Annotated in this window: 11 protein-coding genes and 2 pseudogenes; 4 read left to right on the top strand and 9 right to left on the bottom strand. The window is 61.1% G+C overall.

Features of this window, described 5'->3' with window-relative positions:
- The first annotated feature begins 57 nt into the window (after positions 1–57).
- A complete protein-coding gene (locus XH91_RS38130; protein ID WP_128929560.1) occupies positions 58–474 on the top strand; it encodes a hypothetical protein in 417 nt (138 codons plus the stop codon).
- A gap of 374 nt (positions 475–848) precedes the next feature.
- On the opposite strand, the gene XH91_RS38125 is transcribed toward XH91_RS38130, so the two are convergent.
- Together XH91_RS38125 and XH91_RS40325 are read right to left on the bottom strand one after the other, a co-directional pair.
- Complete coding sequence (locus XH91_RS38125) at positions 849–1,349, bottom strand: type 1 periplasmic-binding domain-containing protein (protein ID WP_128929559.1); 501 nt, start codon at positions 1,347–1,349, stop codon at positions 849–851.
- Positions 1,327–1,589: pseudogene (locus tag XH91_RS40325) on the bottom strand (IS110 family transposase); the annotation flags it as partial. The pseudogene XH91_RS40325 and the gene XH91_RS38125, both read right to left, overlap by 23 nt.
- A 178-nt stretch (positions 1,590–1,767) precedes the next feature.
- On the opposite strand from XH91_RS40325, the pseudogene XH91_RS38115 reads away from it, so the two are divergent.
- Positions 1,768–2,040: pseudogene (locus XH91_RS38115) on the top strand (IS21 family transposase); the annotation flags it as partial.
- Positions 2,041–2,586: 546 nt separating this feature from the next.
- On the opposite strand, the gene XH91_RS38105 reads toward XH91_RS38115, so the two are convergent.
- Positions 2,587–4,860 (bottom strand): hypothetical protein, encoded by a 2,274-nt coding sequence (locus tag XH91_RS38105; RefSeq protein ID WP_128929558.1) that lies wholly within the window; start codon positions 4,858–4,860, stop codon positions 2,587–2,589.
- Between the two features lie 625 nt (positions 4,861–5,485).
- Positions 5,486–5,944 carry a helix-turn-helix domain-containing protein gene (locus tag XH91_RS38100; protein WP_128929557.1) on the bottom strand — a complete coding sequence of 153 codons (459 nt, stop codon included), beginning with the start codon at positions 5,942–5,944 and terminating at the stop codon, positions 5,486–5,488.
- A gap of 655 nt (positions 5,945–6,599) precedes the next feature.
- Between XH91_RS38100 and XH91_RS38095 the strand changes: the two genes are divergently transcribed.
- Positions 6,600–7,466, top strand: coding sequence for an IclR family transcriptional regulator (locus tag XH91_RS38095; RefSeq protein ID WP_128929556.1), 867 nt, complete (start codon positions 6,600–6,602; stop codon positions 7,464–7,466).
- A 24-nt stretch (positions 7,467–7,490) separates the two neighbouring features.
- On the opposite strand, the gene XH91_RS38090 is transcribed toward XH91_RS38095, so the two are convergent.
- The 5 genes from XH91_RS38090 to XH91_RS38070 all read right to left on the bottom strand — a co-directional run bounded on the left by XH91_RS38090 (position 7,491) and on the right by XH91_RS38070 (position 13,461).
- Positions 7,491–8,198 carry an RraA family protein gene (locus XH91_RS38090; protein ID WP_128929555.1) on the bottom strand — a complete coding sequence of 236 codons (708 nt, stop codon included), beginning with the start codon at positions 8,196–8,198 and terminating at the stop codon, positions 7,491–7,493.
- A 115-nt stretch (positions 8,199–8,313) separates the two neighbouring features.
- Entirely contained in the window at positions 8,314–9,180 is an 867-nt protein-coding gene (locus tag XH91_RS38085; protein WP_128955172.1) for an amidohydrolase family protein, read from the bottom strand.
- Positions 9,181–9,217: 37 nt separating this feature from the next.
- Positions 9,218–11,086, bottom strand: a complete 1,869-nt coding sequence (locus XH91_RS38080) for a TRAP transporter large permease subunit (protein WP_128929553.1) — start codon at positions 11,084–11,086, stop codon at positions 9,218–9,220.
- Positions 11,083–12,069, bottom strand: a complete 987-nt coding sequence (locus XH91_RS38075) for a TRAP transporter substrate-binding protein (protein ID WP_164934238.1) — start codon at positions 12,067–12,069, stop codon at positions 11,083–11,085. The genes XH91_RS38080 and XH91_RS38075 overlap by 4 nt, the downstream gene beginning before the upstream one ends.
- Before the next feature lie 93 nt (positions 12,070–12,162).
- Positions 12,163–13,461: an NtaA/DmoA family FMN-dependent monooxygenase gene (locus tag XH91_RS38070; RefSeq protein WP_128929551.1), complete on the bottom strand. Its 1,299-nt coding sequence runs from the start codon at positions 13,459–13,461 to the stop codon at positions 12,163–12,165.
- A 205-nt stretch (positions 13,462–13,666) separates the two neighbouring features.
- Between XH91_RS38070 and XH91_RS38065 the strand changes: the two genes are divergently transcribed.
- Positions 13,667–14,584, top strand: a complete 918-nt coding sequence (locus tag XH91_RS38065) for an SMP-30/gluconolactonase/LRE family protein (protein WP_128929550.1) — start codon at positions 13,667–13,669, stop codon at positions 14,582–14,584.
- The last annotated feature ends 53 nt before the right edge of the window (positions 14,585–14,637 follow it).

Below are 14,637 nucleotides of genomic sequence, written 5' to 3'. Positions count from 1 at the left end.
CGAGTGCCTCTAAGATGTAGGGAAGTAAGTTCGCGGAAGCCGCGTACGGGTGGGGCAGTGAACTTCCAGGTGACGGTTCTCAAGGTGCTGGTCAGCTATCCGGACGGGTTCGCCGTCCTGGAGGACATCAAGCGCGATATGGCGATTCTGGCCACCAGCGGACGGGACTGGGCCGAACGCACGAAGCGATTGGCGGCCCGCGTGCCTGACCTGGATATCTTCTCCCAACGTCTCATCGAGCGAAGGAACGGCGGCTGGCGCATCACTGATAAGGGACGCGAGGTTCTCGCGGTCATGGAGGCGCGGCCCGCACCAGCTCAGCCAATGGAGCTGCCTGATGCCCGCGCGGTCGAGGAGCCGGCGCCAGCCACGACACTGTCGCCGATGCCGTCGATCACGCCGGTTCGACGCCTGCGCAAACAAACCCGACGCCAAGCGTTGCGGCAGTTGCAACGTGCGAGAGCTCGCTCGTGAGCAAAGGACGGGCCTTGGCTCCAGCATCGAAGATGATTGATTCGTATAACCTTCATTATGTAATATCCGAAGTTGAGTTTGCATCAAATTGTGTAGTCTGAAGTTGGTCCCTAAGTACCTGCTGTCGTCGGTTGCGTAGTCGCGTGATCCCCGCTAGAAAAGTCATCTTCAGCAAGGGTGCTCACAATGGACGACTATTCGGACGACATAAGACGACCGTTGTGGCCGCGTATCGAAGTGTATGCTGGCGCAGGTCGCAAGCGTCGGCCGGATGTTGGTGCTGGACGCTGTAGCGGAACCGTTGGAACGTTCAAAGAAGTGTGGGCCTCAGAGGCAGGCCTCGCGCAAGAACCGGCTTTGCGCAAGCCCGCCATTTAACCGATGGCAGCATCATTAGCCGTGAACACGGCGTCTACGCCGGGAAGCTGCGCATGCGCCAGCGTCGTGCAGGCCGTGTTGCGGTCCAGGATCAGCCGACGTGGGTCAGTAAGGCCGCTCGCAACGGCGTTGTCGCGAAATCCGAGCCGGCGGCGGGTCGTGCGCGGGTCGGTGCCGTCGATGAACGCTAAGTTCTTGCGTCCTTGCGCGACGAAGTGCCGGGCGACGGTATCGCCCGCCTGGTAGTTATCGAAACCGACGACTGCATCGATTGGAGACGATGGCAGCTCCCGTGTTTCACCTACGGGACTGCGTGCATGCCGCAGCAGGCGAGCGCCCTCCTCCGTTGCGGGTGATCCGACCATGATGATCGCCTCCGGCCGCCGCGACAGCAGTGCAGTCAGCAGGCGATCCTGCGAGGGGAGAGTCGTAGCGCGACTGCGCGAGAATGACTGAGAATCCGAGCGGTTCGAGCACTGACAAAGGCGCCTGCGCATGCCGAGCGTCGATACAGACCACTGGAAGATCAGCCCTACGAAGCTCGTGCCACAGCCAACTCGCCATCGTCCCGGTCTCAAAACAAATGCGCTCGGCGTGTGGAGCTCGCTTGCGGAGCAGTGCCGTGAGCGCCCGGGGTCGGACTTGGCCTTTCCCTCTAACAAGACCTGACCGACCTCGTCGAGCACACACACTGACGTTTCATTCTGCGAGACATCCAGCCCAACATATTGCTTCATAGCCCCTCCGATTCGTAAGATGGTGGAGGGCTTGAAGATAGTGGACCTTTCGTGCCGCGGGCGCGACCGCAATTACGTCATCGTCTGCAATATTGCCCCCCTAAGCCGGGATCGCGCCCAACATTGACCCAGTTGGGCTGTTGCGCTGCCTGCTTTGGAATGAAGCAGGTGGTCGGCGATGCTGGTCATGGAGACGATTGCGCGAATACGGCGTGAGCACTTCATCAGAGGCAAGACGATCAAGGAGATCGCCTGTGACCCGAAGGTGTCGCGGAACACGGTCCGAAAGGTACTGAGGTCTGGGGAGACCTCCTTCGAGTTTGACCGCCAAGTGCAGCCGCGGCCAAAGCTGGGAGGATGGCCAGTAGAGCTTGACGGACTGCTCGCGGCGAACGATGCTAAACCGGCTCGTGAACAGCTGACGTTGATCCGGATCTTCGAAGACCTGCGCCGGCCGTGGTAACGCGGTTATAGTTCTGGAATTCAAGTAGAGGCATTCAACCGCTGCTCGCCTAAGCGACTGGCGCAATAGCCACCGTTAGCCTTCTTAGGAGAGCCAGTTCGGCCTCACCAGCGGCCGTGCGCCTAAGTACCAGCTTGGCAAGCTCTGTTCGATTGACGGGAGTTCGCATACTTGCAGGCAGCGCCGCCACCGCTTCATCATAGATCTTTCCCAACACCGAAAGAATTTCCGCATCGAAGACCTCACCTCGTACCTGCAACACTTGTACCAAATCTCCTGTCGAAACATCGCGCTGGCGACTCGCTGCAACAAAGCCTGCCTGACCTACTTACGCGGGCTGATCGTCCGCGTCGGCGAAAGGGTGCGCCCGACGCTCAGTTTGTCTCCTTCCAATCGCTGCGGCCAGACCGGACAGTCGCGCGCAAGCTGTCGCCGGCCAGCTTGTAGGCCCACGACCCCGATTACGGCCCACTGGCTTCGGATTTCCTGGTCTGACCAATGATGTCGCCACTCGGTACTCTACCGTTAAAGCCCCTAGATCCCAAGTCGAGCGGCCTGCGTTGACAGTTGCTCCGCCTCGGCAAGCCGATAGGGTGGGATGTCACTACGCACTGTGGCCAACAAGGACTTACAGAACGCAGGCGTGAGCTTGCCGCGGTGAATCACGACGTTTTCGCAGCCCGTCGCCGCCCGGGCGTTCTGCCACTGCTGATTATAGCCGCGTTGTTCGTTGGACTTGACGTGGCAAGCGGCGAAGTCGGCGTCATCCAGCGTCGCCAACTGGCCCGTATGTACCGGTCGCTTCGTATGGATGTGAACCCACATGGGGCTCGGCATTGCACCATTGCGCAGCGCCTTGGGTTGCAGCTTAACCTGAAACAGCACCCCTGGCTCGCCCTTTAACGCGCGCGGTAGATCGGCAGGCGCCAACTCCCCGGCCGCGCGCAACTGTTCAAGGTACTTCTGCGACGGAAAGCCGTAGGTCTTCATGCATTCAATCCTAGTCAATGCCCTTCGCTCGTCCAAAGTCTTGGCGAGCCCCTGCGCCTCGGCCCGCATCATCTTGAGTCGGACTAGCTTGCCATGCACCTCGGGCACTTGCGTTGGCGTGAGTAGGATACGTCGACCAGGCTCCGCGAGCGAACCCTCACAAGCCTGCATTTCGGCGGCCTGGGTCTGCAGGCGCTCGATCACGGCATCCACAACGTGGTCGGCGTCCTCGGGCTTCATTTGGCGGGCTTGCGAGACGGCCCGTTGCTGACCAGCCAGATCAAACTGCAAAAGTGCGTCCAACCGCTCGAGTAGGCGCGCCAGCGTCTCCATTGATGGCGGGGCCTGCCAGATCGCCAAGTGTGCCGTCGCCGAGGATGTCGCCCTCGCATGCGCCTCTTCCGCGCTCACGAGCTTCTTCGTACCCAGATCCGAGAGCACCACAACTTTGGCTGCTGGCGCCGTGGCTTTGTCGGTTGTAGCGATCTGCAGCTGCGTCCCGTCGCGTGCCGAACTCCCGGCGAGAGTGCTCGGTGTACGTTTGGCTTTACCCTTCCTGCGCGCAGAAGTGCCTTCGGCCGCTACAGCCTCTCGCGTAGCGTTGGCCGGCTTCGCAGCCCCTGCTTCGACCGCCGGTGAATTGATGGCCGACGTTTTGGGCTGTAGATCCAGCAGCCGCATAACGTCGTGTGCAGTGACCCACGCGCTTTCCACGATCTGATGCAACAGTTTCAATGGCAGGTCGTCACCGGTCCCCTGACCCCTTAGCTTTGAAACGAGGTTGTGCACTCCCAACGCAAATTCAGAAAGCCGCTCCATAACTCCTTCCAGGACCGCGCAGTGCGCCGCGTCGAGTGCGCGTCCTTGGCTCTGTAGAACTGCGTCCTTTGTCGATATGAATGCCGGAAAAACGTCATCGATGAAAGTGCCGAGCAGGCGAGCCCGTCCGTTCTCGGCCATGAGGATTTCCCTCGTGGCTGGGTCGAACGTGCTTTCGAGAGGCTCAATCATGATTTGTGCGAGAGCGACCTGCGATTGCAGATGCATGCACTTGGTGTGCAGTGCCCAACCGCTGTGCAGCCGCAGTGCGGCCTCGTCGGCCTGCCGCTTTTGGGCCGTTACATTGGGTAAATTAGCAGTAGCGGCGCAGACGCATTGCATCCGTTCCGAACGCAACGCCTTCTTTCCCCACCACTCCATGCAGTCCGCATAGCGGTTTGCTACGCCGGAAACCGCTCGGTTCAGTAGGTCAGAGGGAGTGTTGGATAGCATCCGTTGGAGCACGACGGTTGCACTTTTCCTGCTCTGCTCCAAGGCGTAGATGGTCGGGGTGGCCAGAGCGTTACATTGCTCCGCCGCATGGAGCACCTCGTCCCGGAGACCGCGAGCCTGATCGTCAGACAGAATCCTGCGCGCCTCGTGCTGGGGCAGGCTGGCGTAGTACTCCAGAACTTTTGAGCCGACCTGGATGAGCTTGTCGATCAGCTCTTGTGCCTCTGACGAGCTCCGCGCTTGCATGGCCGCCTTACTGCGAGCGCCAACTTCCGAGAGCAGGCTTTCCATTTGTCGCTTTGTTGCCTTGATCTCGTCACCCGTCGATGAAATGGGGACTGCCATATCCGAAGTTCGCGGCTGGCTGCCGACCAACGCCGCTCTATCCTGAGGCCAAGAGCGCATTCGCTCCACGATGGAATAGAAGGATTGGCCGCCCTCCCCAGCGGCGAGACTCGATTCTGAACGCAAACTGCTCGAGTCCCAAGTGCTGTCGGCTCCGGGAGCCCCAACGAGCGATTTGCCAGGCCGGCCAATACCCGTCATATTCTAACTCCGATCCAGGCGAGAACGTGAAGCCTAATTAGATAGACGGCTTGGCTGACGATCAGCTGACGAACGGCATTCTCCCGGACTCACCACGAAAATCAGAATCACCGTGCTTCCAATTCCATAGAAGATGCCTTGGTTTGAGGTTTCCGGTCTGCAGACACGCGTCCTGCTTTGCAACCAGGCCGTGGAGACGGAGCGCAACACTCCCCGCCCTAAAGCAGAGGCTGGTGGGCCCTCAGCAGGCGAGGTATCGGACGCGCACGCTGCAGAGCCGATGGTGCGATCACAGTCGGGCTGAATACGCAGAGCATTCGATTGACCTTCGCGGGCAGTTGGAAGCGATGATCTATCGGTGGTCCAGTCGCGGGAATACTGCCTTTGATAGCGCTAGTTCGGCGCAGAGACCGAGAGTGGCGCGAGTGCAGGAGACAGCCAGCGGGTCGTTTTACACGCAGGCGATTGATCTCAGTCAGCTTTCGTTGATTTGCACAACCTTCATTTTGGAATATCCGAAATCAGAGCTGCATCAAAATTGTGCTGCCTGAGGCCAGTCTATTTTTGAGGGCACTCGCAAGGGAGCACGCATCGACGAATGCGGTGAAACGATTCGCAAACAAGCTTACAGATGCTCCGCGTCCAGCTCGGCGAGATTCGCAAGCGCGTTGCCTCGCTTCTCATCACGCGTGCGCTTATAGGCGAATAGATCCTCTGCCCTAATCCTGCGATGACGCCCCACTGTCACGTGCTGAATTTCGTTCTTCTCTAGCAGAGAAACCAGAAACGGACGTGAGACATTTAGGATGTCGGCAGCTTGCTGTGTGGTCAACATCTCATGCACAGGCACAAGGGTCACCGCATCGCCGCGGCCGATGTGCCGAAGCAATTCCATTAAGAGGCTCGACAGGGCCGGCGACAAGGTTATCTCAGCAGCCTTTTGAGCATCGTCGAGCACGCGTAGCTTGGCATCCCCAGTCGCATGCGACGCGAGTATTTGACGAAGCTGGTTGGCTGCCGCCTTCTCGCTCGCGGAAGGCAGGCGAGTACCTCCCAGCTCTTCGGCGTAGGCTGGCATCGTAATCGTTGTTCTCCTCGGTACGGCATTGTATGTAGGCTATATTCGAAATAAACGCAACAAGTGAAATAAACGAAAATACTGAAGTTCCGGTTGGCTGGGGTCCCCTCCCCGGGGTCAAGTAGCTCAATGCAAGGTGAGACTTTCGGGGCCGCCCCGGATAAGCATGGAATGCTGCGGAACTGGCCCAGGACCGGGCAACCGCCCGGTGAAGTCCAGAAGTAATTCTGGGCAGAGCCTACGCATAGGGGGAAGGCTGTTTTATCAAGACTGATCTTTTTCCGTTCAGCCCCCCGGCCCTGCTCTCACATCCTAACAGGACCGACGGCTTCATCCGCAATGTGGCTCGGCTCTGACCCTCGATACGCATCCGAGGGTCGTGCAGTCGGAGCTTGCGCTCGTGCGCTTCTCGTTCCACGCCGATTAAACGGACCTAGCGAGGCATGGCTGGGGAGATCTTCATATTCTTTCAGCACCTGAGCCCAATCCGCCCCATTGGCGATGACATGGGTAGACAACGGCCAGCCGCGTCGCGGTCGGCTGCGTGGAGTATAACCTATAGCTGTTAGAACGGTCTATCTGGACCCTCAACTGATGCTCGCTTGGGCTGCTTGCGCTCTGGCTAATCGAATGACAGGAATAATGAAAGTAAGATCAACCGATGAAACGCCACGACGAACAAATGTCCAACAACGCGAGGACAACCGAACGGGCCTTCAGCGGCCCTCGTTCGGCGCTTCGGGTGATGGATATCCTGCAGGCGTTAGCGGCCGAACCGGAAGGTCTTACGCTGGCAAAGCTCAGTGACCGCCTAAAACTGCCGAAAACGAGCGTCTTCAGCCTCATGCGCGCGCTCGAAGGCGGGGGATATGCTCGCAGCGACAACGGCCACTACATTCTCGGCGATCAAGCGATCAAGCTTGGCGCGAGCCTGGCTCAGGCTCGATCGTTCCCGAAATGTGCGCGTCCCGTCCTGGAGCGGCTCGCACGAGAGACCGAGGAGACGATCCTGCTCGGTGTCCTCTCCGAGGAGGGCCACGAGATATCTTACGTCGATGTCATCGAATCGGAAAAGCCGCTGCGCTTTGCGGTCCGCATCGGCAACCGGCGGCCGCTGTATTGTACGGCCGCAGGAAAGGCGATGCTGGCATTCCTACCAGAGAATGTTCAGACGGCGTATCTGACCCAGACCAAGTTTGTAAAGTTCACGGACGACACATCCTCGAAAGAGGAACTCGTCGCCATGTTCCCCGAAATCCGTCACCGCGGCGTCGTTGTCGACGCTAATGGTATAATTGATGGCGCCACCGGCATCGCGAGCCCCTGTTTTGACGAGGCCGGCCTCGTCAGCTGCTCGGTGACGATCGCCGGCCCTACCGCGCGCCTGCTGCTTGCGCGCGAGCACATCGAGCGGCTGACCTTCAAGGCCGCCGAACAGATCTCGCAGATCCTCGGCTATCGCGGCCCATATCCGCCGGCAGAAGATTCTGCCGAGCGGGCCGACACCGGCAAGCGGCGCAAGAAATGACCTCGCGCCAGGGACGCCGTCCGGTCAGCCGTCAATCCAGAGAGTATCCCTGATTTCAGCGCCGGCGGCCTGCACGTTCTTGTCCATCTGCAGCAGCTCGAACAACGACGAGCCGGTCTTCAGACGGTCGCGCAGCTCGATCTCCTTCCGATTGCGCTCCCGTGCGCCCTTCACCGCACGCTCGAGCGAGCGCAGCGGAATCGCGAGCGCCCCGTCATCATCGGCGACGATCACGTCACCGGGATCCACACGTACGCCGTCGCAAACGATCGGCACGTTCACCGCGCCGGGGCCGCGCTTTTCGGGATGACTGGAGGAGATCGACGTCGACCAGGTCAGCGAGCCGAGCTCACGCAGCGCAGCGACATCCCGGGCCGGACCATCGACAATGATGCCCGCAATCCCCTTCTGCTTGGCGAAGGTCGCGGCCACGTCGCCCCACAACGAGCCGTGCGCGCCACCGCCGTTGACGAGGACGAGCACCTGGCCTCGCTGCGCGACGTTGAGGGCGGCATGGATCATGAGGTTGTCGCCAGGGAAATTATACGACGTGACGGCTTGGCCCGCGATCCGCTGGCCTGGCGCGATCGGCCGCATGCGCGAGCTCATGAGCTGCATGCGCCCCTCGACCGGGCCGAGTGCCTCGTGCAAATCGGAGACCGGATATTTTGCGACCTCGGCCAGGAGGTCTGCCGGGCATTGCGGAATGCGCTTGTAGATGACGGACTGCATGTTTCCTCTTTCTGTAAGCGTTCTTCACGTACGAAGGGTTTTCAAGTTGCCCGGAGCCGCATCCTCGGGTGCTCACACGAGCCGCATCTGCCAACGGTCATGATCGAGCATTGCATCAGCCAAATCCGTACAGAGCCGCCGGATTTCGAACCATGATCTTGGTCAGGACGGTTTCGTCGCACCACGAATAAAGCGCCGAAAGGAGATCTGTCGCGTCAGGGGTCGGTCCATGCGTTGCGGCATGCGGCCAGTCGGTCGCCCACAGCAGACGATCCGGTGCCTCAGCCAATAAGGCTTCGACGAGCGGCTCGAGCTCGTCATAAGCCGGTGCAGCGGTATTCATGTGATACGGCGCCGAAATCTTCGTCCAGCAATTGCCCGATCGGAGCAGCCGAAGGAGAGCCTGAAAAGCAGGTTGTTCCGTTCCCTTTTGGGCGTCGGGATCGGCCAGGTGATCGATCACGAAGGGGCACGGCAATTTTTGCAGCCGGTCCTCAAGCGCGACGATGGAGCGACCGTCGAGCATCAGCGCGACATGCCAGCCCCATCGCCGAATCCGGGATGCAATTCGCTCCAGCTGTGCGAGCGGCAAGCTGCCTGGCCGGGTCGCAATGAACCTCACGCCTCTCGCGCCCTTGTGGTGTAGCTCGTCGAGTTCTTCGTCCGAGACATCGGGATCGACGACGACAACTGCACGTGTTTCCACGCCTGCGATTTCGCGCATCGCATCGAGCTGCCGGCTGTTATCCGATCCATAGACGCTGGCCTGGACGATGACGGCACGATCGATGCCAAGCCGCTCGGCCAACGCCATATAGGCTGCGGGTGTTGCAGCAGGCGGCGCGTAGGTCAGCTCGGTCCGATAGGGATATCGGGCCTCCGGGCCGAAGACATGGAAATGGGTATCGGTCCGTCCCGGCATGGTCTTGAAACTTGCTTGAGAACTCCGGGTCACCGTTCTTCTTTCTTCTTGGCACGACATCGTCGAGACCTTCGACCGCGGCAGACGGTCCGGAGCCTCACTTCCCGATCAGATTTGGCAGCGCGTGCGTAAACCAGGGGACATAGGCGATGAGCAGCACGCCGAGACAGAGCACAACGAGGTACGGCACCATCGATCGCGACGCCTGGTCGATGTCCGCGCGTACGACAGCGCAAGCGATATAGAAGCCGATGCCGACAGGCGGCATGAAGACGCCTACGCCGATCGACAGGATGATTACCATCGCATAATGAATGGAATCGATGCCGAGTTGATTGGCGATCGGCATCAGGACGGGTGCGAGGATGATGATCGCCGGCAACCCCTCCAGCAAGGCCCCGACGATGATGATCAGGGCGATCGAACCCAGGAGAAACAGCAACTTGCTGTTGCCGAGCAGCGCGACGACCTGGCTCAGATGCGCGTTCAGCCCGGCGGCGGTCAACACCCAGCCGAATGCGCCCGCGGCCGCGACGATGAACAGAACCATCCCTGTCAGCCGTCCGGCTTCAATCAGGATTCTGGCGCATGCCCTGAGCGTGAGCGCGCGATAGAACACGGATGCGAGGACAAGCCCATACAGCACGGCGATCGAGGACACTTCGGTCGGTGTGGCGAAGCCGAACTTGATGCCGAGGATCATGATGACCGGCATGCCGAGCGGCAGCAACGCGTCCGTGCCGGCCCTGGCTCGCTCTCCGGCGGTCGCTTTGGGATTGGCGGACAAACCGCTGTTGCGGGCGGAAACATAGATCAGCAGCATGAGCATCACGGCAATCACTGCCGCGGGTATCAGACCGGCGACGAACAGCGTGCCGATCGAAACCGGTGTCACCGTTCCGAGGATCAGCATCGCGATGCTCGGCGGGATCGTCTCGGACATTGCGGCCGATGCCGCCAGCGCCGCGGCGGATTCCTGGGGCTTGTAGCCCGTTCTTTCAAGCTCTCGCCGCATGACGGATCCTACGGCGACCACGTCGGCCGCTTTCGATCCGGAGATACCCGACACGAGATAGGTCGTGATCACCACCACCTGGAGCAGACCGCCACGGAAATGGCCGACCAGCGACATCGCAAAGCGCACGAAGCGCACGCTGATTCCGCCCTGATCCATGATACCGCCGGCGAGGATGAAGAACGGTAACGCCAGCAGGATGAAGTTGCTGTTGGCGTCGATCATGCTCTGCGCGATCGCGACCAGTGGAATGTCGTTGGCCAGGAGGTAGATCAGCGAGCCCGCCATCAGTGCGAAGCCGATCGGCATGCCGATGCCGATCATGGCGAACAGCACGATCAAGAGCGCCACCAGCGAATATCGCGAGCTGAAAGTCTGTGTGAAGAGGCTGGCATCGGCGAACAGGCAGCCGGCAAGCACGGTAGCGGCGGCAAGCGCGACCAGGAGCGGTCGCCCGCGCTTTGCCAAGAGCCGCTCGGCGGCGGTCAGGGCGATCAGCAGCAGCCCGAGCCCGAGCGGCACGACCAGGGTGGCGGTCGGCCAACCCGTGATCGGCAGATGCTCGTCGAGACGGACCATGAACAGCGAGGCGCTGCCCCGGAGGATGGATATCGCCGTCACCAGCACCCCAAGGTCGACCACGCAGCCCAGGACCTGTCGCCAGTGCGGGGTCAAACGCTTTGTGATGACCTCGATCGAGGCATGTTCGGCGCGCCGATAGGCGATGGCGCCGCCCATGAAGGCAATCACGCTCAGCGACAATTTTGCGGTTTCGTCCACCGACAGGATGGAGAACGGCGTCACCTCGCGAATCAGCACGGAGAGCAGCGTGATGGCCAGCTGCAACGCCAGCGCGATCGCCACCATGATCTCGGCGATGGCACCGAGACCAAAGCGCGACAGAGCGTGGCTGTGCCCTGAAGCCGGAACATCACAGACCTGCTCGGTCATCCCTCGGCGGCTTTCAGCAGTTTGTCGATGAGCTGCTCGCCCATCGACGTGCGGAACTGAGCGAACACGGGCTCGACCTTTTGCCTGAACGGCGCGTAGTCGACGGGGTTGAACTGGATGCCGGCATCTTGGCAGGTTTTCTTGGCCGCGGCGGAGGCCTCGACGATCGACTTGCGGGTGTCGTTGCCGAACCGCAGCGCTTCCTCACGCAGGACCTTCAGGTGCGTCGGATCGAGCTTGTCGAGCTTGAACTTCGAGCCGAGCAGCGCCATCGCGTTGTAGGTGTGATTGGTTTCGGAAACGAATTTCGTCACCTCGTGCAGCTTGGTCGCGACGACGGAGAGCAGCGGGAATTCGTAGCCGTCGATCGTGTTCTGCGTCAGCGCCAGATACATCTCGGAAACGTCGAGCGACACGGGCTGGGCGTTGAATGCCTTGGCCATCGCGACGAAGACCGGGCTTTGCTGGATCCTGAACTTCATCCCGGAAAGGTCGTCGGGAGCTCGCACGACCTTTCTGGTGGTCTCCACCACCCGCCAGCCATTGGTGCTCCAGGCCAGGCCATAGACATTCTTCGGCGCGAGGCTGGCGAAGATCATCTGGCCGATCTCGCCATCGGTCACCCTTTCGCCGCTGCGCGCGTCGCGGAACAGGAACGGCAGATCGAGCACCTGCATCATTGGGAAGATGGAGGAGAGGAATCCCGCGGTGTGGTACACGAGATCGACCGTCCCGGTCGCAACGCCGGTCGCGATGCTGACACTGGAGCCAAGCTGTCCGCCGGCGAAGATATCGATCTTGACAGCGCCATTGGTGCGTTCGCCTACCCGGCCCGCAAAGGCTTCCGCCATCTTGTGGTTGGGATGGAGGTTGCTGTCGGGATGAGCGAATTTCAGGGTGACCGCCCCCTGCCCCCGCGCGATGTTCGGCGCGAAAAGACCAAGGGCCGGCGCGCCGATGCCCGCGAGCAGCGTCGTCTTCACGAACGCTCTCCGAGTGTGATTCATTGTCACGATCTCCTCCCTGCTCGTAACGATACTCGTTGGAACGCGGCCAACTCGCGTGGCCGTTGCCGTTCAGTTCAGCAAATTTTCGCGGAACGTCTCGCCCTCATATGCGGTGCGGAACACACCTCGTTTCTGCAGAATTGGGATCACCTGGTCAACGAATTCCTCGACGCTGGAGGGCGTGGTCGTCGGCGTGATATTGAAACCGTGGCACCCGGTCTCCCGCCAGATCGTCTCGAGCTGATCGGCAACCTGCTCCGGTGTTCCGATCAGTTGCGGCATGCCGACCGCAAGGCCCCAGCGTACCGCCGCCTCGCGCAGCGTGAAGCGGCGATTCTCGAACGAGGCCGACATGGCCTTCATCAGACCCTGCGATGCCTGCGTCTTCTGCTCCTCGAGCGGCAGATCGAGCTCGACTTGGCTGAAATCCACCCCGAGCGAACCGGACAAGCGGCTCAGCGCGGCCTCAAGCGGAATGCGCGCGGCGAATTCGTCGAGCCGGCGCCTCGCCTCCGCCTCGGAGCTTCCGAGAATCGGCTGCACGCCGAACGTCACCTTGGGCGCGGCCGCGCTCCCCGATGCTGCGCCGAGCTCCTGCATGAAGGTTTTCATGCCGCCCAGATGCGGTTGAATGGAGAACACCACGTCGGCGTGCTTCTGCGCGAAGCGCTGGCCGCGGCCGGAGGATCCGGCCTGGAACAGCACCGGATGGCCCTGCCGCGACGGCAAAGCCGGCGGCACCGTATGGCAGCGGAAATACTCGCCCTCGTGATTGATGATGTCCACCTTGGCCGGATCAGCATAGACGCCTGTCGTCCTGTCGGCCTGGACCGCGCCCTCGCGCACCCCGCTCCAGAGCGCACGACAGACTTCCATATATTCATCGGCGCGATCGTAGCGCTGGTCGTGATCGAGTTGATTGAGACCGAGTGCACGGTACTCGCCGCGCAGATGGCCAGTGACGATGTTCCAGCCGACCCGACCGCCGCTCATATAGTCGAGCGTCGAGAGCGAGCGGACCGCCTGATAGGGATGATTGGCCGAAATGGAGAGCGTCACCGCAAGGCCGAGCCGATCGGTGGCGGCGGCGAGTGCACTCAGCAGAACGACCGGATCGTGCGGCGGCCAGCACACGCCGTAGCGCACCGCCTCGTCGGAACGCTCCTTGTAGCGGTCGAACACACCCGGCGTATCCGCGAAGAACAGCCCATCGAACAGGCCGCGCTCATAGGTCTGCGCAAGCCTCTGCCAGCGCTTCAGGCTTCCCATCGCCTCGAGACGCTGATCGGCGGGATCCGACCAGCTCAGGATCGTGTGATTGATAGGCGAGTTGATCAGAAACCCGATCAAGTGCATGCCGCCACGCATGAAGTCGCTCCCTCCGAAAAGCCGAGCCGCATCGCGCTGGCGCGACGCCCCGGTTTTTCCTTGCGTTCTCATTTCGGAACGTTATCCTTATATAAGAATAGATAGCCAATCACCACGGCTGTCAAGCCGGTTGCGCTCACGTGTCGTCACGGAATGCGCGGCTTAACGAGACGCGGATTAACTCCGCGCACGGGAGAACTCGACGATGTATGCAGCACCGCCAAGCGTGGAGGCGCGCGTCTTCACTGCAATCCCCGAGCATCTGTTCAAGAGCGGCCAGCGCTCGGAATGGGCTGAGGTGCAGTTTCACGGCGCACCGACGCCGACCTTTCTCGAAGGCCCATCCTTTGACCGCAATGACGATCTCTGGGTCGTCGACATTCCTTGGGGCCGCCTGTTGCGCATCACGCCGAACGGTGAGGTCAGTGTTGGCGCGGAGTACGACGGTGAGCCGAACGGCCTGAAGTTTCACAGGGACGGGCGCGGCTTCATCACCGACCACAAGCAGGGCATCATGGTGTTCGACCCGGCCACGGGTCGCGTCGAGCCCTTCCTGGAGCGCTCGCTGTTGCAGCGATTCAAGGGCGTCAATGATCTCGTGTTCGCCTCGAACGGCGACATGTACTTCACCGATCAGGGGCAGACCGGATTGCATGATCCGAGCGGCCGCCTCTATCGATTGCGACCCAGTGGCCAGCTCGATTGCGTGCTCGACCGGATTCCGAGCCCGAATGGCCTCGTGCTCAACAAGGCCGAGACGATGCTGTTTCTGGCGGTGACGCGCGCCAATGCGATCTGGCGGGTGCCGCTGATGCGCGACGGCACCGCAAGCAAGGTTGGCACCTTCATCCAGCTTTCCGGAGGTGGCGGCCCCGATGGCCTTGCGATCGACGAGGACGACAATATCGCGATCTGTCACGTCGGCCTCGGCGCCACCTGGCTGTTCAGCGCGCTCGGAGAACCGATGCTGCGCATCAAGTCTCCGAAGGGACTTCTCACCACCAATTGCGCCTATGGCGGTCCGGATCGGCGGACACTCTTCATCACGGAATCGAAGAGCGGTACGATCCTCGCAGCGGAAATGCCGGTGGCGGGACGGCCGATGTACTCCCACGCTGCGTGATCAGGATATTCGCAGCAACCTCCGAGCGACTGACCAGAAGGCCGAGTGCACGC

The sequence above is a fragment of the Bradyrhizobium guangzhouense genome, from assembly GCF_004114955.1.
Taxonomy (GTDB): Bacteria; Pseudomonadota; Alphaproteobacteria; order Rhizobiales; family Xanthobacteraceae; genus Bradyrhizobium; species Bradyrhizobium guangzhouense.
Note: the sequence above shows the minus strand (reverse complement) of the source record. Positions and strands in the feature narration are given on the sequence as shown.